Origin of the sequence: Roseateles sp. (genome assembly GCF_039929605.1) — a bacterium.
Taxonomy (GTDB): domain Bacteria; phylum Pseudomonadota; class Gammaproteobacteria; order Burkholderiales; family Burkholderiaceae_C; genus Pelomonas.
Genome location: NZ_JBDSQX010000084.1, coordinates 34,499 through 56,315 on the forward strand (window position 1 = coordinate 34,499; position 21,817 = coordinate 56,315).

General features: G+C 66.6%; 16 protein-coding genes and 5 tRNA genes. 14 read left to right on the forward strand and 7 right to left on the reverse strand.

Annotated features, from left to right (window positions below):
* Nucleotide 1 precedes the first annotated feature (1 nt).
* From ABIS05_RS11630 to ABIS05_RS11660, 7 genes are all read left to right on the forward strand, one after another.
* A complete protein-coding gene (locus tag ABIS05_RS11630) occupies nt 2-1,228 on the forward strand; it encodes an O-succinylhomoserine sulfhydrylase (protein ID WP_348012413.1) in 1,227 nt (408 codons plus the stop codon).
* Nucleotides 1,225-2,625, forward strand: a complete 1,401-nt coding sequence (gltX, locus tag ABIS05_RS11635) for a glutamate--tRNA ligase (protein ID WP_348012414.1) — start codon at nt 1,225-1,227, stop codon at nt 2,623-2,625. The genes ABIS05_RS11630 and gltX overlap by 4 nt, the downstream gene beginning before the upstream one ends.
* A gap of 91 nt (nt 2,626-2,716) precedes the next feature.
* Nucleotides 2,717-2,792: transfer RNA gene (locus tag ABIS05_RS11640), tRNA-Ala, on the forward strand.
* A 49-nt stretch (nt 2,793-2,841) separates the two neighbouring features.
* A tRNA-Glu gene (locus ABIS05_RS11645) sits at nt 2,842-2,917 on the forward strand.
* A 52-nt stretch (nt 2,918-2,969) separates the two neighbouring features.
* Nucleotides 2,970-3,046, forward strand: a tRNA-Asp gene (locus ABIS05_RS11650).
* Nucleotides 3,047-3,124: 78 nt separating this feature from the next.
* A tRNA-Glu gene (locus tag ABIS05_RS11655) sits at nt 3,125-3,200 on the forward strand.
* 73 nt (nt 3,201-3,273) lie between these two features.
* A tRNA-Asp gene (locus ABIS05_RS11660) sits at nt 3,274-3,350 on the forward strand.
* Nucleotides 3,351-3,424: 74 nt separating this feature from the next.
* Here ABIS05_RS11660 and ABIS05_RS11665 read toward each other — a convergent pair.
* Both ABIS05_RS11665 and ABIS05_RS11670 read right to left on the reverse strand, forming a co-directional pair.
* Entirely contained in the window at nt 3,425-3,670 is a 246-nt protein-coding gene (locus tag ABIS05_RS11665) for a hypothetical protein (RefSeq protein ID WP_348012415.1), read from the reverse strand.
* Between the two features lie 42 nt (nt 3,671-3,712).
* Complete coding sequence (locus tag ABIS05_RS11670) at nt 3,713-4,414, reverse strand: GH39 family glycosyl hydrolase (RefSeq protein ID WP_348012416.1); 702 nt, start codon at nt 4,412-4,414, stop codon at nt 3,713-3,715.
* 312 nt (nt 4,415-4,726) lie between these two features.
* Between ABIS05_RS11670 and ABIS05_RS11675 the strand changes: the two genes are divergently transcribed.
* The 6 genes from ABIS05_RS11675 to ABIS05_RS11700 all read left to right on the forward strand — a co-directional run bounded on the left by ABIS05_RS11675 (nt 4,727) and on the right by ABIS05_RS11700 (nt 13,943).
* Nucleotides 4,727-5,518 carry a ThuA domain-containing protein gene (locus tag ABIS05_RS11675; protein WP_348012417.1) on the forward strand — a complete coding sequence of 264 codons (792 nt, stop codon included), beginning with the start codon at nt 4,727-4,729 and terminating at the stop codon, nt 5,516-5,518.
* 23 nt (nt 5,519-5,541) lie between these two features.
* On the forward strand, nt 5,542-5,670 hold the full coding sequence (locus tag ABIS05_RS11680) for a hypothetical protein (protein ID WP_348012418.1): 129 nt from the start codon (nt 5,542-5,544) through the stop codon (nt 5,668-5,670).
* A gap of 211 nt (nt 5,671-5,881) precedes the next feature.
* A complete protein-coding gene (locus ABIS05_RS11685) occupies nt 5,882-8,968 on the forward strand; it encodes a two-component regulator propeller domain-containing protein (protein WP_348012419.1) in 3,087 nt (1,028 codons plus the stop codon).
* Complete coding sequence (locus ABIS05_RS11690; protein WP_348012420.1) at nt 8,965-10,776, forward strand: response regulator; 1,812 nt, start codon at nt 8,965-8,967, stop codon at nt 10,774-10,776. The genes ABIS05_RS11685 and ABIS05_RS11690 overlap by 4 nt, the downstream gene beginning before the upstream one ends.
* Nucleotides 10,777-11,029: 253 nt before the next feature.
* Nucleotides 11,030-12,379, forward strand: coding sequence for a glycoside hydrolase family 27 protein (locus ABIS05_RS11695; protein ID WP_348012421.1), 1,350 nt, complete (start codon nt 11,030-11,032; stop codon nt 12,377-12,379).
* Between the two features lie 124 nt (nt 12,380-12,503).
* Nucleotides 12,504-13,943: a GGDEF domain-containing protein gene (locus ABIS05_RS11700; protein ID WP_348012422.1), complete on the forward strand. Its 1,440-nt coding sequence runs from the start codon at nt 12,504-12,506 to the stop codon at nt 13,941-13,943.
* 137 nt (nt 13,944-14,080) lie between these two features.
* Here ABIS05_RS11700 and ABIS05_RS11705 read toward each other — a convergent pair whose 3' ends face one another.
* The 5 genes from ABIS05_RS11705 to ABIS05_RS11725 all read right to left on the reverse strand — a co-directional run bounded on the left by ABIS05_RS11705 (nt 14,081) and on the right by ABIS05_RS11725 (nt 21,547).
* The gene (locus ABIS05_RS11705; protein ID WP_348012423.1) at nt 14,081-14,812 is read right to left on the reverse strand and encodes a prepilin-type N-terminal cleavage/methylation domain-containing protein; all 732 of its coding nucleotides are present in this window, start codon (nt 14,810-14,812) and stop codon (nt 14,081-14,083) included.
* A 407-nt stretch (nt 14,813-15,219) separates the two neighbouring features.
* Complete coding sequence (locus tag ABIS05_RS11710; protein ID WP_348012424.1) at nt 15,220-16,137, reverse strand: alpha/beta hydrolase-fold protein; 918 nt, start codon at nt 16,135-16,137, stop codon at nt 15,220-15,222.
* A gap of 301 nt (nt 16,138-16,438) precedes the next feature.
* Entirely contained in the window at nt 16,439-18,568 is a 2,130-nt protein-coding gene (locus tag ABIS05_RS11715; RefSeq protein ID WP_348012425.1) for an adenylate/guanylate cyclase domain-containing protein, read from the reverse strand.
* A gap of 38 nt (nt 18,569-18,606) precedes the next feature.
* Nucleotides 18,607-20,823 (reverse strand): HD domain-containing phosphohydrolase, encoded by a 2,217-nt coding sequence (locus tag ABIS05_RS11720; protein ID WP_348012426.1) that lies wholly within the window; start codon nt 20,821-20,823, stop codon nt 18,607-18,609.
* 4 nt (nt 20,824-20,827) lie between these two features.
* Nucleotides 20,828-21,547 (reverse strand): hypothetical protein, encoded by a 720-nt coding sequence (locus ABIS05_RS11725; protein WP_348012427.1) that lies wholly within the window; start codon nt 21,545-21,547, stop codon nt 20,828-20,830.
* 2 nt (nt 21,548-21,549) lie between these two features.
* Here ABIS05_RS11725 and ABIS05_RS11730 point away from each other — a divergent pair.
* Nucleotides 21,550-21,817 (forward strand): hypothetical protein (locus tag ABIS05_RS11730; RefSeq protein WP_348012428.1); only part of this gene is annotated, 268 nt, incomplete at its 3' end.

Here is a 21,817-nt window from a genome sequence, read left to right on the forward strand (position 1 = left end):
CATGAGTGACGACACCCGCAGCAACCTGCCCGACGGCCTGCGCCCCGAAACGCTCGCCATCCGCACCGGCCTGCCGCGCAGCCAGCACGGCGAGCACTCCGAGGCGCTGTTCCTGACCACGGCCTACGTGCAAGCCGACGCCGAGACCTCGGCGCGCAAGTTCGCCAACTCTGAGGACTTCACCTACTCGCGCACCAGCAACCCGACCGTGCGCAGCTTGGAAGCGCGCATGGCGGCGCTGGAGGGCACCGAGGCGGCCATCGCGACGTCGACCGGCATGAGCGCCATCCTGCTGCTCGGCATGGGCGTGCTGAAGGCCGGCGACCACGTCGTCTGTTCCCGTTCGGTGTTCGGCTCGACGATCAACCTGTTTGCCAAGGAGTTCGGCAAGTTCGGCGTCGAGACGACCTTCGTCTCGCAGACCGATCTGACCGAATGGCGCGCGGCCATCCGGCCGACGACCGAGCTCTTCTTCGCCGAGACGCCCACCAACCCGCTGACCGAGATCTGCGATATCCGCGCGCTGGCCGACATGGCGCACGACGCGGGCGCGCTGCTGGCCGTCGACAACACCTATTCGTCGCCCGCCTTGCAACGCCCGGCCGAGATGGGCGCCGACGTCGTCATGCACTCGGCCACCAAGTACATGGACGGCCAGGGCCGCGTGATGGCCGGTGCGCTGTGCGGGCCGAACAGGCTCATCCGCGATGTCTTCGGCCCTGTGCTGCGCACCGTCGGCATGACGCTGGCGCCGTTCAACGCCTGGGTCGTGCTGAAAGGCCTGGAGACGCTGTCTCTGCGCATGAAGGCCCAGAGCGAGCAGGCGCTGGCCGTCGCCCGCTGGCTGGAAGCGCAGCCCGGCGTCGCCCGAGTCCACTACCCCGGCCTGGCCTCCCACCCGCAGCACGAATTGGCCATGCGCCAGCAGAGCGGGCAGGGCGGGGCGGTGCTGTCCTTCGATGTCAGGGCTGACTCGTCCGACGCCGCCCGCGCCGCCGCCTTCCACGTCATCGACAGCACCCGCGTCGTCTCCATCGCCACCAACCTTGGCGACACGAAAACCATCATCACCCACCCCGCGACGACCTCGCACGGCCGCCTCAGCGAGGCCCAGCGCCAGGCTGCGGGCATCAGCCAGGGCCTGATCCGCCTGGCCGTCGGCCTGGAGCATGTCGACGACATCACCGACGACTTGGCTCGCGGTCTCTCTACCTTGAACACCCGATGAGCTCCTTCGACAAGATCCGCACGCGCATCGCGCCGTCGCCGACCGGCTTCCTGCACTTGGGCACGGCCCGCACGGCGCTCTATTCCTGGGCCTATGCCCGCCACCACGGCGGCGAGTTCGTGCTGCGCATCGAGGACACCGACGTTGCGCGCTCGACGCAGGACTCGGTCGACCAGATCATTGCCGCGATGAACTGGCTTGGCCTGAACTACGACGAGGGCCCGATCTACCAGATGCAGCGCCTGGACCGCTACACCGCAGTCATCGAGCAGCTGATCGCCGCAGGCAAGGCCTACCGCTGCTATGCGACGCCCGAAGAGCTCACCGAGATGCGCGAGGCCCAGAAAGCGCGTGGCGAGAAAACGCTCTACGACCGCCGCTGGCGCCCCGAACCGGGCAAGACGCTGCCAGCGCCTCCCGAGGGCGTGAAGCCCGTCATCCGCTTTGCCAATCCAGTGGATGGTGACGTGACTTGGGATGACCTGGTCAAGGGTCCGATCACGATCAACAACCGCGAGATCGACGACCTCATCATCGCCAGGACGGACGGTGTGCCGACCTACAACTTCGCCGTCGTCGTCGATGACTGGGACATGCGCATCAGCCACGTCTTCCGTGGCGACGAGCACGTCAACAACACGCCCTGGCAGATCAACATCTTCAACGCCCTAGCCGCGCCGCTGCCATCCTTCGGCCACCTGCCCATCATCCTGGGTGACGACGGCCTGAAGCTCTCCAAGCGCCGTGGCGCCGTCAGCGTGATGGACTACGCCGCCAACGGCTACCTGCCAGAGGGCATGCTGAACTACTTGGCGCGCCTGGGCTGGAGCCATGGCGACGACGAGTTGTTCTCGGCCGAGCAGATGGTTCGCTGGTTCGACGGTGCCCACCTGTCCAAAAGCCCGGCGCAATGGGATCCGGCCAAGCTCGACTGGGTCAATAGCCACTACGTCAAGCACGTCGACGAGGCGCGTCTTGCCGGCCTCGTCGTCCAGCAACTGGCAACCCAGGGCATCACTGTGACCGCCGAACAGATCCAGCCCAAGGTTGGCCTGTTCAAGGACCGTTGCGCCACCGTCGCCGCGCTGGCCGACTGGCTGGCGATGTATTTCGCGCCGGTCAAGCCTTCAGCCGATGATCTGGCTGCACACATCACCGTCGCCATTCGCCCAGCTCTGTCTGCGCTGGCTGTGAAGCTGGCGGCCTTGGCCGAATGGAACAAAACAACTCTTCAGCAAGCGCTGAAAGAAACCCTGGCGGCGACCGGCCTGAAGATGCCGCAACTGGCCGTGCCAGTGCGGGTTCTGGTGTGCGGCCGTGCACAGACGCCGTCGCTTGATGCCGTGCTCGAGCACTTCGACAAGAAAAAAGTCCTCGAACGCTTGCAATCGGTCTGAAAATCGTCCTATACTCTTTGTCTCGCTTGAACAGCGCTGCAAACAAAGCGATTTGCGACAAGGTCGGTAACGACTGAATCAAAATCAAATTGGGGGTATAGCTCAGCTGGGAGAGCGCTTGCATGGCATGCAAGAGGTCATCGGTTCGATCCCGTTTACCTCCACCATTTAAACCATTGGTTTATGGCGGCGCGCAGTTCAAGCGGCGAAGGTTTAGTCCCCTTCGTCTAGAGGCCTAGGACACCACCCTTTCACGGTGATTACAGGGGTTCGAATCCCCTAGGGGACGCCAAGTTTGATGAGCTTGAGTATTGTTGAAAGACAGTGCTGAATTCATCCCACACGGAGTGGTAGTTCAGTTGGTTAGAATACCGGCCTGTCACGCCGGGGGTCGCGGGTTCGAGCCCCGTCCACTCCGCCAAGGATTCCATCGGGTCCGCCCGATACGCAAACGGCCAATTCGTTGGCCGTTTGTTTTTTGAGTTTGATTTGCGAGTTTGTCCCCTTCGTCTAGAGGCCTAGGACACCACCCTTTCACGGTGGCTACAGGGGTTCGAATCCCCTAGGGGACGCCAATTCTTGTCGAAAGACGAGCGAGTTTGATGAGCTTGAGTATTGTTGAAAGACGGTGCTGAATTCATCCCACATGGAGTGGTAGTTCAGTTGGTTAGAATACCGGCCTGTCACGCCGGGGGTCGCGGGTTCGAGCCCCGTCCACTCCGCCAAAATGCGATGCGCCCAAACCCTTTCCGGGTTTGGGCGCATTTTGCTTTTGGGTAATTGGGGTGGTTCAAGAAGCTCAGGAAACGCCGCGTGATGGCGCGGGCGCATTACCGGCTTCATCGCCGCCACCGCCGCCTTGACTCTGAACTGTTGGCGCCGGCCGCTGTTCAGGCGGGGTGCTGCGCGGGGCCTCGCTGGGGGCGCGCTTGCCACTGACGACGAGCCTCGCCAGTTTGACCACTTCGCTGGCTTGTGCGGGCAGTCCTCCGGCCAGCACGCCGAGAACCAGGCCCAGACTCAACCATCCCTTGATTCGTCGCATTTCCAACTCCAGCCTTGCATCCGGCAAGGTGACCGCGAGTGTTCAGCAAGTCCGCCTATCAAACCAGGCTTGAGCGACGAATTGCGTTTTCCCGGGGATGAACTGCAGACGATGCTCTATGTCATTTAGTCCGAGCCAGAAAGCAAAAGGGCCCAGAGCGCCGCAGCGCAGTTTCACTTGCTTGGCGTCACGGTGGACCTGATCGACTTCGGACTTGTCGGCCGTCAAAGCATGCAGTTTGTTCAACTGGCCCTCGTTCAGATCCTTTGGCGAACCCATTTCCAGGTAGGTGGTGTCGGCGTCGTTGACCTTGTGACCGGTGCGGCGCACCTGCACGCGGTAGGTGCCAGCGCTGACGTTGCGCAGATTCAGTGTGACGGTGGGTGCTGCCGCGTGGGGACCGGCTTGCCGAAATAGACGCCATTGCTGGTTGGGCTGCTCCGGGTGTTGCCAGTTCCACACCACGACAGCCGCCTTGTTGCCATCGCGCGCAGCAAGCAGTGTCTTGTCCGCGCTGGGCACCTCGTTGCCACGTAGTGCGTTGAGGTATTTGTAGGCGAACCAAGCCGGCTTGCGAATGCCGTCGCGTGTCATCAGGCCGAAGCCGCCGTGAAGGGCGGCGTTGGGAGGGCTGGGTTCCTCGAAGAGGTCGCTGTACGTCCAGTAGCTCATCGCCTGGGCGTGACCGCGCGTGCCGCGTAGCTGGGTCAAGATCCACGGCGCGCTGATGTAGCTGTCATGCAAGGAAACCGCAGCTCGATCGTGCTACCGACGGAGATCGTGCCTGGAGTGACGCTCACTTCGCCGCGGGCCGTGCCCCTGCGAATTCCCTGTGCGGCGGCTGGGCCGCAACTGCGCCGTTCACGTGCGCGAAGCGGCTAGGCGTATTCACGCATTCGTAAAGCGAACGCAGCAAGTCATGTCCAAATTGATCAAGCCAGTCACGCGTCCGCGCGCTCATTGCGAAGACCATCGGCGGCGGTGGCCTGTTCGGCCCGTGGCGGCCTACCATCGCATGATCCTAGGATGCGTGCCCCAGCCCACAGGAGTCGAACCATGAAACGCTTTTTCTGGATAACTTGCCTTGCCGCTCTGGCTAGCGTGTTCGTCACCGACGCCATGGCCGCGCCGGCCAGAAAGATCCTCGTCGTCACGACGACGCTGGGCTTTCGCCACGCGTCCATCGAAACGGCCGAGCGCGTCTTGGCTTCGCTCGGCGAATCGTCGGGCACCTTCGAGGTGGAACTGGCCTCGGTGGCGCCCATCGGCAATGGCGAGTCCGAGACGTACAAGGAGCAGGTTAGGGCCATGCTGGAGCGCAAGCTCAATGCCGCAGCGCTGAAGCGTTATGACGGCATCGTCTTCGCCAGCACCACGGGCGAACTGCCGCTGCCCGACAAGGACGCCTTCATCCAGTGGGTCTGGGACGGCGGCGCCTTCATCGGCATCCACAGTGCGTCCGACACCTTGCACGGCTACCGGCCCTACGCCGACATGTTGGGCGGCGAGTTCGACTACCACCGCGAGCAGGTGCGCATCGAGGCCATCAACCGCGACGCCTCACACCCGGCCAACCGCCACCTGCCGGCTATCTGGAACCTCGACGGTCAGCTCGAAGAGATCTACGTCATCAAGAACTACCGGCCGGCCCAGGTGCAGGAACTGCTCGCACTGGACCGCCATCCCAACACCGGGGCGCCGGGCAACTTCCCCATCTCGTGGAGCCGCGAGTTCGGCAAGGGGCGGGTGTTCTACACGGCGCTCGGCCACAACGAGGCCGTGTGGCGCATGCCGGCGTTCCAACAGCATTTACTCGGCGGCATCGAATGGGCGCTAGGGCTGCGATGAGATCCGTGCCGTAGCGCTGGCTGATGTTGGCTGCGTTCATCGGCAACGCCGCTACCGCTGCGCCGGTGGGTGAACTCAGCTTGGACGGCATGACGACGAATGCGCGTGCCAACCCGCTGGGCATATCGGCCGACGACAGCTCGCTCGCGTGAGCCAGGCGAACTGGCAGGAATGGTGTCCTTGCCTTGCGGTTGGGCTTGGGGCGCTACCTGTTCCAGGTGCCTTCGAATGCCGTGCCGCCGCTGCCGCCTCACTGAAGCAACCGAACCGGCCGCCGGAGGCGCCAGCGATGACGAGTGGGCCCGCCGTGAACGGGCCTTTCGCGATACGCTGACCGCACCTCCAACGGATATTGGATTTACCGTGAGCCACTCGCAAGGCCAGCGCCCACAATGCCTCGCGCCAAGCCTGCTCCTGGCCGCGGCGCTGTTCACTTCACCGCGCGCCGCTCTCGCGCTCGATCCGCCGCTGCAGATCGCCCAATACGCGCACACCTCGTGGGCGGCGCGGGACGGGGCCTTGCTGGGCCTCGTCTTCGGGATGGCACAGACGCCCGACGGCTATTTGTGGGTTAGCGGGTCATTTGGCATGTTCCGCTTTGATGGCCTGCGGTTCGTTCCCTGGCAACCGCCGAGGGGTCAATCGCTGCCAGGCAGTCCTTATGCCCTGCTGGTGTCCCGCGACGGAACGCTGTGGATCAGCACCTTCAATGGCATTGCCAGCTGGAATGGCGTCGAACTGACCCGGTATCCGCAAACCGCCAACGGGTTCGTGACGTCGTTGCTTGAGGATCGCGACGGCACGATCTGGGCGGGCATGCTCGCCGAACAGGGGCGGCTGTGCGCTGTGCGTGCGGGGCAGGCCGAGTGCTTCGGGCAGGAGGGCCGGTTCGGCTCCTTCGTCTGGAGCTTGGCCGAGGACGGCGCCGGGGCGCTGTGGGCGGGTGCGGAGTCCGGCCTCTGGCGATGGAAACCCGGTCCGCCCCAACGGTTTGAGACGCCCGGCATGCGCTTGGGCGACTTGAGCACGACCCGCGACGGAGAGCTGCTGGCGGGCATCCGTGGCGCTGGGATCAAGCGGATCGTCGGCGACAAGTTGCTGCCCTATCCGATGCGAAGCCCCGTCAAGCCCCATGAGTGGCTCGCCGACGGCGCCGTCAAATCGAACAAGCTGCTGCGCACGCGTGATGGCGGTCTCTGGGTCGGCACCGAAGGGCATGGCCTCATCCATCTGCAAGACGGCAAGGCGGACGCTTTCACCCGGGCAGACGGGCTCTCGGGCAATATCGCCTGCAGTCTTTTCGAGGACCGCGAGGGCAACATCTGGTTCGGCAGCGAGAAGGGGCTGGACCGTTTCCGCAAGCTGCCTGTCACCACCATTTCTGCGCAACAAGGCCTGCCCAGCGATGGCACGAAGTCCGTGCTGGCCACTGCGGACGGCAGCGTCTGGGTGGCAACCGGTGATGGACTGGCAAGGTGGAAGGATGCGAAAGTTGCCGTCTACAAGCAGCGCGACGGGCTGCCGGATGCGGCGGTGCAGTCCCTGTATCAGGACGCCGACGGGCGGCTCTGGGTGAGCACGGGCGGCGGCCTCGTCTACTTCGCGAACGAACGATTTGTCGCCGTCAGCGGCGTGCCCGGCAAGGAGGTCTTCTCCATCACGGGGGACGAGGCAGGCAACCTCTGGTTGTCGATCAAGGAAGGCCTGGTACGACTGCACAAGGGCCGATTCGTCGAGAGCATCCCGTGGGCCGCGCTCGGGCGCCGGCAGCAAGCCAAGGTCATCGTCGCCGATCGCGGCGGGGTGTGGCTGTCCTTCTGGCAGGACGGTGGGGTGCTGTATTTCAAGGACGGGAAAGTCGAGGCAACCTACACGACCGCGCAGGGGCTGGGCGCGGGCCACGTCGCGGGCCTACGGCTCGATGCCGAAGGGGCGGTGTGGGCAGCCACCGAAGAGGGCGGCCTGAGCCGGATCAAGGATGGCCGCGTCACCACGCTGACGGTCGGCAATGGCCTGGCCTGCAACGCGGTTCACTGGTCGACGCTGGATGACAACGGCTCGCTGTGGATGTACACGGCCTGCGGGCTCGTGCGGGTCTTGCGTGACGACCTCACGGCCTGGATCGCCGACCCGGGCCACAGGGTCTCCCCGAAGGTCTGGGGCGCGTCGGATGGCGTCCCGCTGCTGGCCTTCTCGCCGGCCTACTTCAATCCCCCCGTGGCGAAAGGCCCGGATGGCAAGCTCTGGTTCGTGTCGGGCGCCGATGTGCAGGTGATAGCCCCCGATCACCTGCCCTTCAACCCGCTGCCTCCGCCGGTTCACATCGAGACCCTCGTCGCCGACCAACAGCCTTATGCCGTCAACAACGGCCTTCGCCTGCCTCCGCAGGTTCGCGACATCACGATCGCGTTCACCGCGCTGAGTCTCGTCGACCCGAAGAGCACGCGCTTTCGCTACCGGCTGCAAGGGCACGACACCGACTGGCAGGAGGCCATCGACAGGCGCCAGGCCACCTACACCAACCTGCCGCCGGGCGACTATCGCTTCCAGGTGAAAGCGGCCAACAACAGCGGCGTGTGGAACGAGGAAGGCGCGCAGTTGGCGTTCGCCATCCAGCCGGCCTTCTTCCAGACGACCTGGTTTCGCGTGGCCGGCGCGGCCCTGCTGATCGGCCTGGCATGGAGCGGCTTCCAGCTCTGGCTGCGCATGCGCATCCGTCGGCTGCACCGGCAGTTCGAGGCGCGGCTGGAGGCACGCGTCGCCGAGCGCACGCGCATCGCCCGTGATCTGCACGACACCCTGTTGCAGCATTTCCACGGGTTGCTGCTGCAGTTCCAGGCGGCTTTCAACCTGTTGCCTCATCGGCCGCGTGAATCGAAGCAGGTCCTCGCCAGCGCCATCGACCGGGCGGCCGAGGCGATCACGGAGGGCCGCGACACGGTGCAGGGTTTGCGGACTGCGGCCATCGAAACGAACGACCTCGCGGACGCCCTGCGCGCGCTCGCCGAGGATCTCGCGAACGAGAACGGCCATGCGGCATCAGCACATGTTGAAGTGCAGGGTCGGCCGCAGGCCCTGCATCCGCTGGTGCGCGACGAGACCTTCCGCATCGCCGGCGAGGCGCTGCGCAACGCCTTCCGCCATGCCGAGGCGACGCAGATCAACGTCGAGATCTGCTACGACGCGCAGCAGCTTTGCGTGCGCGTGCGCGACGACGGCAAGGGCATCGCGCCGGAGGTGCTGCGCGCGGGCGAAAGGGAAGGGCATTACGGCTTGAGCGGCATGCGCGAACGCGCCGAGCTCGTCGGCGGCACGCTTATCGTCAGCGGCCTGGGCCAGGGGACGCTGGTGGAGTTCAGTGCTCCCGGGGTGCGGGCGTACAGTAAGCCGGCACCGACAAAATCGTGGTTCCTCCATTGGAAGTTGGCACCCAGCGAGACCGGCGAATGACCCAAGATCTGCCCCGCATCCAGGTACTCTGTGTCGACGATCACCCGATCGTGCGGCAGGGCATCGCGACCTTGCTCAGCGTCGAACCGGACATGGCCCTCGTGGCCGAAGCAGCGAACGGGCGCGAAGCAATCCAGCAGTTCCGCGCCCACCGCCCGGATGTCACGCTGATGGATTTGCAACTGCCCGGGATGGGCGGGCTCGACGCGATCAGCGCAATCCGGGCCGAGTTCCCCGACGCCCGGATCATCGTGCTCACCACCTATGCCGGCGACGCCCAGGCGCAGCGCGCATTGCAGGCCGGTGCCTGCGGCTATCTGTTGAAGAACGCCCTGCACAAGGAACTGCTCGACGCCATCCGCGCCGTGCACACCGGCCGCAAGGCGCTTCCGTCGGAAGGCTCGTTCGAACTGGCCGAGCAGGTCACGGCCGAGGCGCTCACGCCGGCAGAGATCGGCGTGCTGCGATTCATCGCCCAGGGCAACGCCTACTCCGAGATCGCCAGGGCGCTCGTGCTCAGCGAAGAGGCCGTCAAGGGCCAGGTGCGCAACATCCTGGCCAAGCTGGACGCGCAGGACCGCACGCATGCTGCGATGACCGAACTCAAGCGCGGCATGGTCCAGACTGAGCGTGCCGCCCGGCATGCCGCCGAGGCGGCCAACCGCGCGAAGAGCGATTTCCTCGCCGGCATGAGCCACGAACTGCGCACACCGCTGAATGCTGTTCTTGGCTACGCGCAACTGTTGACCATGGAAGGCGGCCTGAGCGCGCGGCAGGCGCGCGGCCTGGACACCATCCACCAGAGCGGGCAGCACCTGTTGGCACTGATCAACGACATCCTTGACCTGGCGCGTATCGAGGCCGGCCACACGGACCTGAACGCGGCGCCGCTGAACCTGGGCGACCTGCTGCTGACGGTCGCGAACCTCATGCGGGTGAAGGCCGACGAGAAGCGCCTGACCTTCGTTTTGGATGCCCACGCGGGCTTGCCGGACACCGTGCTGGCCGACGAGCGCCGGTTGCGCCAGGTGCTGCTGAACCTGCTGGGCAATGCGATCAAGTTCACCGACACCGGCTCGGTCACTTTGCGCGCCTCGGTCGAGCTGAAAGACCAGGCCCAGGTGTTGCTGCGACTGGATGTCGAGGACACCGGCGTCGGCATGCGCCCCGACGACATGGAACGCATCTTCGAGCCCTTCGTGCAGGTGGGCGATGTGCAGCGCCGCAGCGGCGGCACCGGGCTGGGCCTGGCCATCACCCGCGCGCTGGTCAACGACATGGGCGGACAGGTGCAGGTGAGCAGCGAGTTCGGCCGCGGCACGCGGTTCCGCGTGGAGCTGCAGTTGCCGCTGGCCCAGCCGGCGCAGGCCGCGCCGCAGCGGGCGCCCGGCGTGGCGCGCTACCAGGGCCCGGCGCGGCGGGTGCTGGTGGTTGACGACGTGGCGGCGAACCGCGCGCTGCTGTGCGACTTCCTCAGCAAAGCCGGCTTCAACGTTGCGCAGGTCGGCGACGGCAGCGAATTGCTGGCGGCCGCCAGGCGCTTCCGGCCGGACCTGATCCTGATGGACAGCGTGATGCCGTCCATGGACGGCGTGGAAGCCACGCGCCGGCTGCGTATGGATGCTGATCTGAACGCGGTGCCGGTGATCGCCATCTCGGCCTCGGCCACCGCTGAGCACCGTGCCGCCTGCATGCAGGCCGGCGTCAACGTGTTCCTGACCAAGCCCGTGTCCCTGCAGACGCTGCAGACACACATCGGCGAGCAGCTCGGCCTGCAATGGCTGGCGCCGGCTGCAGGCGCTGGCTGAGCGGTGCCCAATGGTCTCGGCGCCATCCCGGCTTCACGGGGTGGCGCCGGCTGGGCACGCCGCCGAGGCTGCGCTGACCGATGCGCAGGCCCGCCTGGTGCAGGCCACGCCCGGCTGCAGCAGGAGTGCTGGGACACTCTGGGGCGTCGCTGCCCAAACTGGGCGGCGCCCACGGCGGCGACCCGCGCAGACCGCGACCCGCCGTTGCGCCCGATGGCAGGATCGGGTCTTGTCAACAAATTGAGGAGCATGAATGAAACGTCGTGAACTGATGTCCTTGGGTGGAGCGGGTGCTGCGGCAGCGTTGGCGCCGGGCGCCCTTGCCGCAGCGAAGGGCAGCAAGAAGACCCAACTGGCACCCACGCCGCCGATGGGTTGGAACAGCTGGAACAGCTTTGCCACCACCATCAACGAAGCGCAGGCCATCGAGCAGGCGACCATCATGGCGCGTGAGCTGAAGCCAGCGGGCTACGACGTCTTCACCGTCGACATCCAGTGGTACGAACCCACGGCCAGCAGCTACACCTACAGCGACAAACCACAGCCGGCGATGGATGGCTACGGCCGCCTCCAGCCTGCCGAGAATCGCTTCCCATCCAGCCAGGGCGGCCGCGGCTTCAAGCCGCTGGCGGGCCAGATCCACGCCATGGGGCTGCGCTTCGGCGTCCACCTGATGCGCGGCATTCCCCGGCTCGCCGTGGAGCGCAACCTGCCGGTGCTGGGCACGACCCTGAAGGCCCGCGATATCGCCGACACCGCCAGCATCTGCAACTGGAATCCCGACATGTTCGGGGTCGACATGAGCAAGCCCGGTGCGCAGGCCTATTACGACAGCGTGTTCGCGCTGCTGGCGTCCTGGGGGGTGGATTTCGTCAAGGTCGACGACCTGAGCCGCCCCTATGACGCCCACGCGCCGGAGATCGAGGCCATCGCCAAGGCGATCAAGCGGTCGGGCCGGCCGATGATCCTCAGCATGTCGCCGGGCGAGACGCCGGTGGTGCGCGGCGCCCATGCCCGCGCACACGCCCAGATGTGGCGCATCTCGGACGACTTCTGGGACGAATGGGGCATGCTCGCGGCGCAGTTCGGCCGGCTCGAAAACTGGAACCTGTTCATGGGCGACGGCGGCTGGCCCGACGCCGACATGCTGCCGCTGGGCAAACTGGCCCTCGGCGAACGCGACACCCGCTTCACGCCGGCCGAACAGCGCACCCTCATGACGCTCTGGTCCATCGCCCGCTCGCCGCTGATCATGGGCGGCGACCTGCGGCACCTGGACGCGGCCACCAAGGCCTTGCTGACCAACCCCGAGGTCATCGCCGTCAACCAGGCGTCCACCGCCAACGGGCCGCTGTGCGTCATCGACTACCAGCGCATCTGGACCGCTCGTGCCCCGGGCGGCGATCACTACCTCGCCTTGTTCAACACGGCGGACGAGGCGAAGGAGGTCGGCGTCGACCTGAAATGGCTGGGCGTGCGCGGCAGCGTCGCCGTGCGGGACCTGTGGCGCCGCCAGCCGGACGGCAGCGCAACGGGCAAGATCGCCCGCAAGCTGGATGCTCACGGGGCGGGGCTCTATCGGCTGTCGTCTGCGGCGGGCTGATAGCGCGAGTTGGGCATCGGGCGTCAGGCTTGGTCGGTACGGCGTGTAGCGCCGTCCGGGCAAGCCACGCGCATTTGTGCGTTGGCAGACAGACTGAAGCGTCGCTTTGCATGCATGGTGGGGGATGAGTACCGTCATCGTTGCCCACGAACCGCCAACGCGACCCGAGCTGACCCTCGCCGATCCCAGGGAGCCCATCTTTGTCCTGGTCACCACCTATGCGAGCTTCGTCCTCGTGGGCTTGGCGCTCGTGCCGGCCTTTCTGATTGCGTACTTGTTTTTCTTTCAGGATCCCGCGCTCGTATTCCAGAGTCATCCGTTCCACATCGTTGCGATTGGCATAGCCAGCCTGGAAGGCTTTTTTATTGCCTACGTGACATGGCTCTGCTATCGATCGTCCGGGGAACCCTTGCTGCGTTGGATGACGCTCGGCTTTCTCGGCTTTACGCTGATCTATGCGCTGCATGGCGCATTCACCGGGTTCGCGAACAGCAACATCTGGCTGTTTCTTCTGTACGGGCCGGCCTCGCGCTTGGTCCTGGCGATGCTGCTGCTGTGCGCGTTGCTGTCGTACCACCGTCCTGTCGACGCCGCTGATCGACGCATGAGCCCTCGCCCGTGGGTGATGTGGACGGGCGTGTTCATGCTGGTGGACCTGGCGGTGGCTCTTGTCGCAAATTCATCGATCGCCGGCAACCCTGCGCTGCGCCTCTCGATGGAAGGTGGAGCGCTCGCCTTGTCCGCAATGAACGTGATGCTGCTCCTGCTGCGCCGCATCCGCTCACCCCTGATGGTGATCTTCGCCATCTCGATCACAGCGTTTGCACTGTCGTCCCTGGCCTTCATGCTCGGTCGCCCGTGGAACCACATGTGGTGGCTCGCTCATGCGATTTTCGCGGCGGCATTCTTCATGCTGAGCTTCGGGGTGGCGCAGGCGTTCCGCACCACGCGCTCTTTCTCGACGATCTACAGCCAGGAGGAATTGATGGCGAGGCTAGCCCGGTCGATGGCAAGTACTCAAGACGCGCTTCGGGAAGTCAAGCTCACGAACCAGGCGCTTGAGCGTTTGGCCGCAACAGATTCGCTGACCGGCGCGGAGAATCGTCGTCGCTTCTTCGAACGCACCGAAGCCGAGGTCGAACGGGTCGGGCGCGGCGGCGCGCCGTTTTCCGTCCTGGCCCTCGACCTGGACAATTTCAAGTCCATCAACGATCGTTACGGTCACCCCGTTGGCGACGACGTCCTGAAGGAGGTCGTTCAGAGATGCCTGCGTGTGATCCGGTCCAACGACAGCGTTGCCCGGGTGGGTGGGGAGGAGTTCATGGTGCTTCTGCCCAACTCGGCACTCGAAGCCGCGCGTGTCACCGCCGAGCGTCTGCGAAGCTCCATTGCAAGCAACGTCTTTGTCAGCGGCGTGCAGCACCTGGCCGATGTCACGGTGAGCATTGGCGTATCGCAGTTCGGGCGCGATGGCGCGGACACGGTCGAAGCGATTCTGCGCATGGCTGACGAGCGTATGTACATCGCCAAACAACTGGGCCGCGACCGTGTGATCTCGGCATAGGCCACGCGCTGGACGTAAGAAGCCTCGACAGGCATCCCGAAAGTCGACTCCCGCCGCCGTCCGAAGATGGCCGGGACCAACATTTCCCGGCGCTTCCAGAAAGCCGTCGCTCGAACAACGAAGTTTGACGGCCGAGATCAGCTTGCTGGTGCGCGCGCGGACTCACACACGCTGACGTGAAGGTGCTTCCGGGCGCCCGCTGGATCGCCAGAAACCTGACGGCCGCGACGACTGGTTCTGGCCAGTGTGAGACCCGAAAGCGCAGCGACGACGAGCAGCAAGCTCGACGGTTCGGGCACCTCCACACTCACCGATTGGGCGCCGCTTGCGAACAGCGCGCGCAAGTTCAGCGTCTGGCCATCCGCCGTCTGGCGCACGACAAAGTCGAGCTCTGCATCTCGCCACTCGATGTCGTCGAAGGCGTAATCGGTATCCGTCAATACATAAGCCAGCGCTTCCAATGTGACGACGCCCGGGTCGTGGGGATCTACGTCTGACCAAGGGACAAGACCAAAGGGCTGGCCATTCTGCAGCAGGGCGGCTGAGTCATAGCTAACGCGCAAGCCCGAAGCGAGGATGTCCGGCGCCTTGATGACACCGCTATCGATTGCCGGGTAACGCAGCGTCACCGGGAACTGATTGTTGACAAGCGAGTCGCAGTAAGGCGGCGGGCACATGACTGCGGCCCCATAGGCGTCGTTTGGCAGTAGGGCAGCCGCCTGCAGTTGCTCGGCCGCCTGCTTGGCGGCCGCCTCGCGAGCTGCCTGGACAGCAGGCAGCAGGAGCCCGATCAACACCGAAATGGTCGCTATCACCACCAGCAATTCGATCAGTGTGAATCCCCGGGAGTTGGTTCGAGTTGTCGCCATGGCCCCACCTTTCAATTCGCGCGCACCAGACCCGGTCGAAAGTTCGCTTTCAGAATGCCGAGCTCAACCGGGCGCAATAAAGCCGGCTCGTGAACCCCTTGAACTGCGGCCGAGGTTCGACGTGGCTGAATCCGACAGGCATTCTTGGTAAACACGGCGACGGTAGTGCTGCGAAGAGGTTGCCAGCAAAGTGAGATGCGCGCAACGGCGCTCTCTGAGCTTCGCCATCTGAACTAGGGATCCTGACGGCCTTTTACGAACGCGCGCCGCATGCGAACGCACGCGTGAAGCGCGAAAGGGCAGGCTGATCAAGTACCGCTGCCCTGCGGCGTGCAGCAGGAGGACGCCGAGCGAGGCCGAGCCCCGAAGGGCGTCGACGACGTCGATGCGTTTGCCGGACACGGCCTTCAGCGGAACAGGCGCTGCGCGAAGTGGAAGAGGTTCTCCGCCCAGCTGTCGCGGTCGTGGCCGTAGTCGTCGACGTTCCAGACGTGCGGGATCTCGTGGTCTTTGAGCGCGCGGTGCACGGCCTGGGAGATGTTGATCAACCCGTCCTTGTTGCCGCAGGACAGGTAGAGCAGGGCGAGCTGGCGGCGCGCAGCGGCCGGGTCGGGCAGCAGTTCGGCGGCGGGCAGGGTGTTGGGCGCGGAGGAGAAGCCGCCGACCCAGGCGAACGTGTCCAGATGGGCCAGGCCGAAGTTGAGCGCCTGGCCGCCGCCCATCGACAGGCCGGCGAGGGCACGGCGCTGACGGTCGGCGAGCGTCGAATACCTGGCGTCGACGGCCGGAATCAGGAACTCCAGCAGGTCGCGCTCGAACTTCGCGAAGCCGGCAGCGTTCTCCGGCGTGAACACGCGGTCGGCCGGCGGCGAGCGGTCGTCGGGCAACGCGCGGCCGTTGGGCATGACGACGATCATCGGCAATGCCTTGCCGTCGGCGATCAGGTTGTCCAGCACTTGGGGCGCCCGCACATAGCCGCGCCATTCGTCCTGGTTGCCGCCAATGCCGTGCAGCAGGTAGAGCACGGGGTAGTGCCGCTCGGCGGAGTAGCCGGCCGGCAGGTAGACGCTGGCCAAGCGCCGCGTGCCGGTGACGCCGGAGGCATAACTGAACTCTTCGACGCGGGCGGCCGTCACGCCGGGCCGCGCATCGGCGAAGCCGGCGGGTGGCGCGGGGAAGGCGCGAATGTCGTCGGCCGCGAGCGTGATGGGGCGGCCGAAGTTGGCGCGCACGCGGTCCGGCGTGACGGTCTCGACGCCCTGGGCCAGCGAGGCGGTGGCGAGTGCCAGCAGGGCGATGGCGGCGAGGGTTCTGGTGTGTTGCATGGGTGCGGTGGTCTCCGATGTGTTCAGCTCTTGCGCCCGCGCTTCCAGGCGTCGACCACCTGTTTTGCCAGCGCGTCGGCCTCGCGTTACTGCGCCGCAGTGAGGGGCGCCGACGGCATCATCTGCGACATCGCGTTCATCACCTTCTCCATCACTTTCGAGCTGCCCGGGTAGCGCTCTTCCTGGACCAGGCCGCCGTCGCCATTGGGGCGTTCTCGCTGATCTGCGGCTCGACCGAGACCTCGTAGCTGCGATCACCGGCCTGGCAGGCCAGCAGTTGCAGCCAGGGCAGCGGGCGCGCCTACTTCTCCAGCAGATCGATCGCGTCTCCGGTCTTGCCGGCCCGCAACCGGGCCACGTGCAGCCCGACGAGCGGGTCGTGCGGCCGGGCGCTGCTCAGCGCCTCGAACGCGGCGAGCGCCTGGTCGTTTCCAGCGCTCATCAGGTCGAACGCGTGCTGGTAGTCGACGTCGGCCGGCTGCCCGCCCGTGCCCTGCGACAGCGGTTCGTGGGCCATCAGGTAGCTGCTGCGCCCGGCAAGGCGCAAACGGCCGATAGGGCGGGCCGGGGCGCCGGGGCAGCCGGCCAGCGTCGCCTCGGACACGCAGATCAGCGTGCCCAGGTACTTGTTGGCGCCTTCCAGCCGGGCCGCGGTGTTGACTGGGTCGCCCAGCGCGCGGTAGTCGAAGATCGCCTCGCCGCCGAAGTTGCCGACCGTCACCTCGCCCGTGTGCACGCCGATGCGTGTCTCGGAGAACGCGATGCCTCGGCGCGCCAGGTCGTCGACATAACGGCGCGAGAACGCGTGCATCTGCAGCGCGCAGCGCAAGGCGCGCTGTTCATGGTTGGTCTGCTCGACGGGCGCCGAGAACATGATGGCCACGGCGTCGCCGACGATGCGGTCCAGCGTGCCGTCGTGCTCGAAGGCGATGGCGATCATGCGGTCGAGGTAGCGGTTGACCAGGCCCACCGCGGTCGTCGGGTCCATGGTCTCCATGAGCTTGGTGAACCCGGCCAGGTCGGTGAAGACGAAGCTGCAGCGCTGGCGCCGGCCTTCCAGCACGAGGGCGTCGGGGTGCGTGATCAGGTAGTCGACGAGGTTGGGCGACACGTAGCGCGAGAAGGTCTGCTTCATCCAGCGCTGCCTGCGTTCGCTTTGCAGGTAGCGCATCACCGTGGTGGGGATGAACACCAGCGCCATGCCCAGCAACGGCGCGACGGGGTCGACCAGCACTTGCCCGTGCACGAACGCCGCCCAGGCCGCTCCGCCCATTGCGCCGGACAGGGCGACGAACCCGGCCGACGACACCGCCGCGCTGCGCTTCATCGCCAGCACGCCCACCAGGGTGCCGCCCAGCAGCATGGCCAGCCATTCCAGCGCCGGCGTCCAGCCTGGCCGGCTGAGGTGTCTGCCGCTCAGCACCTGCTCCAGCGCCTGGGCGTGCACCTCCACGCCGGCAATGATGCCGCCCAGCGGGCTGAAGCGCAGGTCCATCAGCCCCTGCGCCGAGGTGCCTACCAGCACGACCTTGCCTTTCAGCGCGTCGGCCGGCAGCGAGTGGTCGAGCACCTGCCAGGCTGGGATGTAGCGCGCGGGTTGCGGACGGGCGTAGTGCACCCAGAACGAGCCGCTGGCGTCGGTGGCGATGACGCGCTCGCCGATGCGCACGTCGATGACGCCGCCGTTGTTGCCCTCACTGCGCACCGTGTAGTGGCCCACGCCCGCAGCGAGCCGCAGGGCCTCGGCCGTCAGCGAGGGCACCAGCCGGCCGTCCAGGCTCAGCACCAGCGGCACCTGGCGGACGATGCCGTCGACGTCGGGGATGAAGGTCATCGCCCCCTGGCCCGCGGCGGCTTGCTGCAGCTCGGCCAGGTTGGCAACGCTGCCGGCAAAGGCGGGCAGGAAGGGTACGGGGTCGCCGCCCAGGGGGAAGTAGCCGGCCTTCAAGGTCAGGCCGTCGTCGTCCGGGTCGGCACCGGGGGGCGGGGCTGTCCGCCGAGGTGTCAGGCCGAAGCCCAGCACCACCTTGCCTTGCGCCAGCGTCCGGGCGAGGTCGGCGTCGGGGGCTGCGGCGCCACCAGCACCACCAGCGCCGGGGGCTGTGCCGTCGCGCTCGGCGAACAGCACGTCCACCGCGACCGCAGCGGGCTGGCTGCTGCCGATGTCGGCCAGCAGCCGCGCCACCTGGTCGCGCGGCCAGGGCCATTGGCCGACGCGACGCAGGCTTTCGTCATCGATGTCGACGATGCGGACCGGGGGATCGCCGTAGGGCCGCGGATGCCAGCGCTGGAACTGGTCGAACGTGGCATTGCGCAGGCCGCGCAATGCCGGCGGGTCCATCCACGAGGTGCCGATGGCCAGCGCGAGCGCGGCGGCGGGCAGCGCCCAGGCCCAGCGCGCCAGCCGGGATTCAGCGTTCGGGGACCGCATGCAAACCGGCTGCCAGCGCCGCCGCGCAGGCCACGCTGCTAGCCATGCCGAGTCGGGGCGTAGAACGGCGTCGGGTCGGTGACGTCGATCTGCTCCGGGCCCAGGTACTTGTGTGCGTACTCCAGGTAGACGCCGGCGCTCAGGAACAGGTTGAAGATGTCGGCGTCGATGTGCGCGCCGGCCATGCGCTGCATGACGCCCAGCGCCTCGGACACCGGCTTGGGCTTCTTGTACGGCCGGTCGCTCGCGGTCAGCGCCTCGAAGATGTCGGCTACCGCCATGATGCGGCTGGGCACCGACAGCAGCTCGGGCCCGAGTTGCCGCGGGTAGCCCTGGCCATCCATGCGCTCGTGGTGGGTGCTGGCGTATTCCGGCACGCGCCGCAGATGCTTCGGGAAGGGCAGGCGCTCCAGCATCATCACGGTGTGCACCATGTGCTCGTTGATCTTGTAGCGCTCCTCGCGCGTCAACGTGCCACTGCGCACCGACAGGTTGTACAGCTCACCGCGGTTGTACAGGTGCTCCGGCACCTCCATGCGGAAGCCGAACGCGGGGTCCAACTGCTCGTCATCCGGCCGCTTGACGATGTCGGTCGCCCGGTCGGCCAGCAGCGGTTCGGTGCAGGGGAGCGCTTGCGCAGGCTCGCTGGTGCGCGCGGCCAGTTCTGCGGCCGAGAGGCCCAGGCGATCGTCGAAGTGCCGCGTCCAGCGCTGTGCGCCGATGCGCGCCAGCGCCGCCAGCGCGTCCGCCTCCATCGTTTCGTCGCCGACATTGCAGCGGGCGACGAACTCGAACTCCTGCTTCAGGCGGGCCAGCGCAGCATGGTGAGCGGCGTCCTGCGCGTCGTTCCAGGTGCCGGCAAGCTGGGCGCGCAGGCGCTCGATGTCGAGGTCGCGGTGCATCACCTCGAAGCGCATGCGGACTTCGTGGATGCGGTTGTAGAGCACATCGAGCTTGGTGGCCTTGTCGATGACGAATTCCGGCGTGGTCACCTTGCCGCAGTCGTGCAGCCAGGCGCCGATGCGGAACTCCTCCCACTCCCGCTCGGAGCGGAAGGCGAAATGCTGCAGCGGGCCGTCGGCGGCATCGCACGCCGCTTGCGCCAGGCGCAAGGCCAGTTCGGGCACGCGCTCGCAATGGCGGCCGGTGTGCGGGCTCTTGGCGTCGATCGTCGTCGCGAGCACGCGGATCAGGCTCTCCGTCAGCAGCTTCTGCGCATCGACCAGTTCCATGTTGTCCAGCGCCACCGCCGCCTGGGCGGCAAGCGCCTCCACCAGCGCGCCGGCCTCCGGGTCGAAGGGGATGACTGCGCCGGTGAACGGGTCGATGGCGTTCATGAACTGCAGCACCCCGATGGGCGCGCCGCCGCGCGGGGCGATCGGCACCGTCAGCATCGACACGGTGCGGTAGCCGCTGGCTTCGTCGAAGGCACGTGTGCCGCTCAGGTCGAAGCGGGTCTCGGTGTAGACGTCGTCGATGCGCACGGATCGGTTGTGCAGCGCCGTGTAGACGGAGACGTAGTTCTCGTTGGGTTGGCCGGTGGCCGCGTCGTGCAGCGGGATCTGCATCGCCGGCAGCTCGTCGTTGCGTGTGCGCATCTCGAAGCGCAGCGTCTCCTGCTCGGTGACCATGTACATCGTCCCGCCGTCGCAGTTCAGCAGGTGCCGGCCTTCGCTGAGCAGTTGTTGCAGCAGGTCGTTGCGGTCGCGGCTCATCGACATCGCGATGCAGGTCTCGATCAGCCCGTTCAGCCGCAGCGAGCGTGACGACAGCTCCGCGCCGAAGCGGGTGTGCTCTATCGCGCTCTTGCGGCGCAGCCGGCGCAACTCCGCCAGCGTGGACAGGCGGCGGCCGATGTCGGCGATGTCCGTGGGGTCGTTGATCCAGTCGCTGGCGCCGGCGTCGAACGCGCGCTGCCGGTCGCTGCCTGCGGTAGGCGCGCCCAGCATGACGATGGGCAGCACTGCTGCGGGATAGCGTGCGCGGATGGCGGCGGCCAGGGCCACCGCGTCATCGAATGCGATCTGCGCATCCAGCACGACGACGTCCCAGTCGCCGCGATCCACCTGCGCGAGCGCCTCCTGCGCGCTGCAATGGCGGATGACGAGGCGAGCATGGCGCAGGCCGGCTACCAGGGCCTGGTTCGCCTGCGGTGCGGGGCCGTTGACGAGCAGGATGCCGCCCACCGCCGTCGTGAACTCGGGCCCGAAGGGACCGGCGTTCAGGGGTGAGCGATCAGGACCGGACGGGTTCATGAACTCAACGCTTGAAGACGATGACGCCAGACACATTGCCCAGGCGGCTGTCGAATCCGTAGAGCACGCCTGCCTGCGTGCCCTGCGACCCGGCAATCTGGCCGATGACCGACACATTGTTGCCCAGGCTGCCGGTGCAGGTGGTTGCGCAGCCCGTGCCCGTGCTCGTGATGTTGGAGATGCCCGAGAACGTCGACAGCGACGTCTGCGTGGCCATACCGGTGAGCGTGAAGGTCTGACCCGACACCGGCACCGTCAGCGTGTAGTTGACACCGCCTGTCGTCTGCAGGAACAGGGCCGCCTTGAACGTGCCGCTGGCGCTGTTGACCGTGCCCGTGGCCACCAGTTTTCCGTTGGACTGCACGACCGTGGGTGAAGTCGACGCGAAAGAGGTGAACGTGCCGGCCGTCGAGCCGGTGGGTGTCGACAGGGCAGTGACGTAGTGCAGCGTGGCGAGCTTGCCATTGCCCTCGCCGCCGCCGGAGCCGCTGGAATCTTTGACCTTGCTATCGCCGCTGATCCATCGGCCCCAGGCAATGGCGCCGCTCGCGCCGATGTCGGTGGGCGTGCCCTTTTCGATCAGCTTCTTGCCGGCCGTGTCAGCCAGCTCCGTCAGGCCGCTCTGGGCGTTGAACTTGGCGGTGCCGGCCATCTGGCCCGAGGCGCTCTCGCCCTTGTCATTGCTCCAGACCAGCCCGGCCGTGACGTTGGCCGAGGCGGGCATGGGTGTGGGCGCCGGTGCAGGTGCAGGTGCAGGTACGGGAGCTGGCGCTGGGGCAGGTGCAGGCTCGGGCGCAGGTGCGGGAGCCGGCGCAGGAGCCGGTGCAGGTGCAGGTGCAGGTGCAGGAGCCGGTGCGGGTGCGGGTGCAGGTGCAGGAGCCGGTGCGGGTGCGGGTGCAGGTGCAGGTGCAGGAGCCGGTGCGGGTGCGGGTGCAGGTGCCGGCGTTGGGGCAGGTGCGGGTGCGGGTGCCGGCGTTGGGGCAGGTGCGGGTGC

What these genes read in the sequence shown, in the direction of transcription:
- ABIS05_RS11630 (WP_348012413.1), top strand. Translation starts at nt 2, where the DNA reads ATGAGTGACGACACCCGCAGCAACCTGCCCGACGGCCTGCGCCCCGAA.
- gltX (WP_348012414.1), top strand. Translation starts at nt 1,225, where the DNA reads ATGAGCTCCTTCGACAAGATCCGCACGCGCATCGCGCCGTCGCCGACC.
- ABIS05_RS11665 (WP_348012415.1), bottom strand. Translation starts at nt 3,670, where the DNA reads ATGCGACGAATCAAGGGATGGTTGAGTCTGGGCCTGGTTCTCGGCGTG.
- ABIS05_RS11675 (WP_348012417.1), top strand. Translation starts at nt 4,727, where the DNA reads ATGAAACGCTTTTTCTGGATAACTTGCCTTGCCGCTCTGGCTAGCGTG.
- ABIS05_RS11680 (WP_348012418.1), top strand. Translation starts at nt 5,542, where the DNA reads ATGTTGGCTGCGTTCATCGGCAACGCCGCTACCGCTGCGCCGGTGGGT.
- ABIS05_RS11690 (WP_348012420.1), top strand. Translation starts at nt 8,965, where the DNA reads ATGACCCAAGATCTGCCCCGCATCCAGGTACTCTGTGTCGACGATCAC.
- ABIS05_RS11695 (WP_348012421.1), top strand. Translation starts at nt 11,030, where the DNA reads ATGAAACGTCGTGAACTGATGTCCTTGGGTGGAGCGGGTGCTGCGGCA.
- ABIS05_RS11700 (WP_348012422.1), top strand. Translation starts at nt 12,504, where the DNA reads ATGAGTACCGTCATCGTTGCCCACGAACCGCCAACGCGACCCGAGCTG.
- ABIS05_RS11705 (WP_348012423.1), bottom strand. Translation starts at nt 14,812, where the DNA reads ATGGCGACAACTCGAACCAACTCCCGGGGATTCACACTGATCGAATTG.
- ABIS05_RS11710 (WP_348012424.1), bottom strand. Translation starts at nt 16,137, where the DNA reads ATGCAACACACCAGAACCCTCGCCGCCATCGCCCTGCTGGCACTCGCC.
- ABIS05_RS11715 (WP_348012425.1), bottom strand. Translation starts at nt 18,568, where the DNA reads ATGCGGTCCCCGAACGCTGAATCCCGGCTGGCGCGCTGGGCCTGGGCG.
- ABIS05_RS11720 (WP_348012426.1), bottom strand. Translation starts at nt 20,823, where the DNA reads ATGAACCCGTCCGGTCCTGATCGCTCACCCCTGAACGCCGGTCCCTTC.
- ABIS05_RS11725 (WP_348012427.1), bottom strand. Translation starts at nt 21,547, where the DNA reads ATGCCCGCCTCGGCCAACGTCACGGCCGGGCTGGTCTGGAGCAATGAC.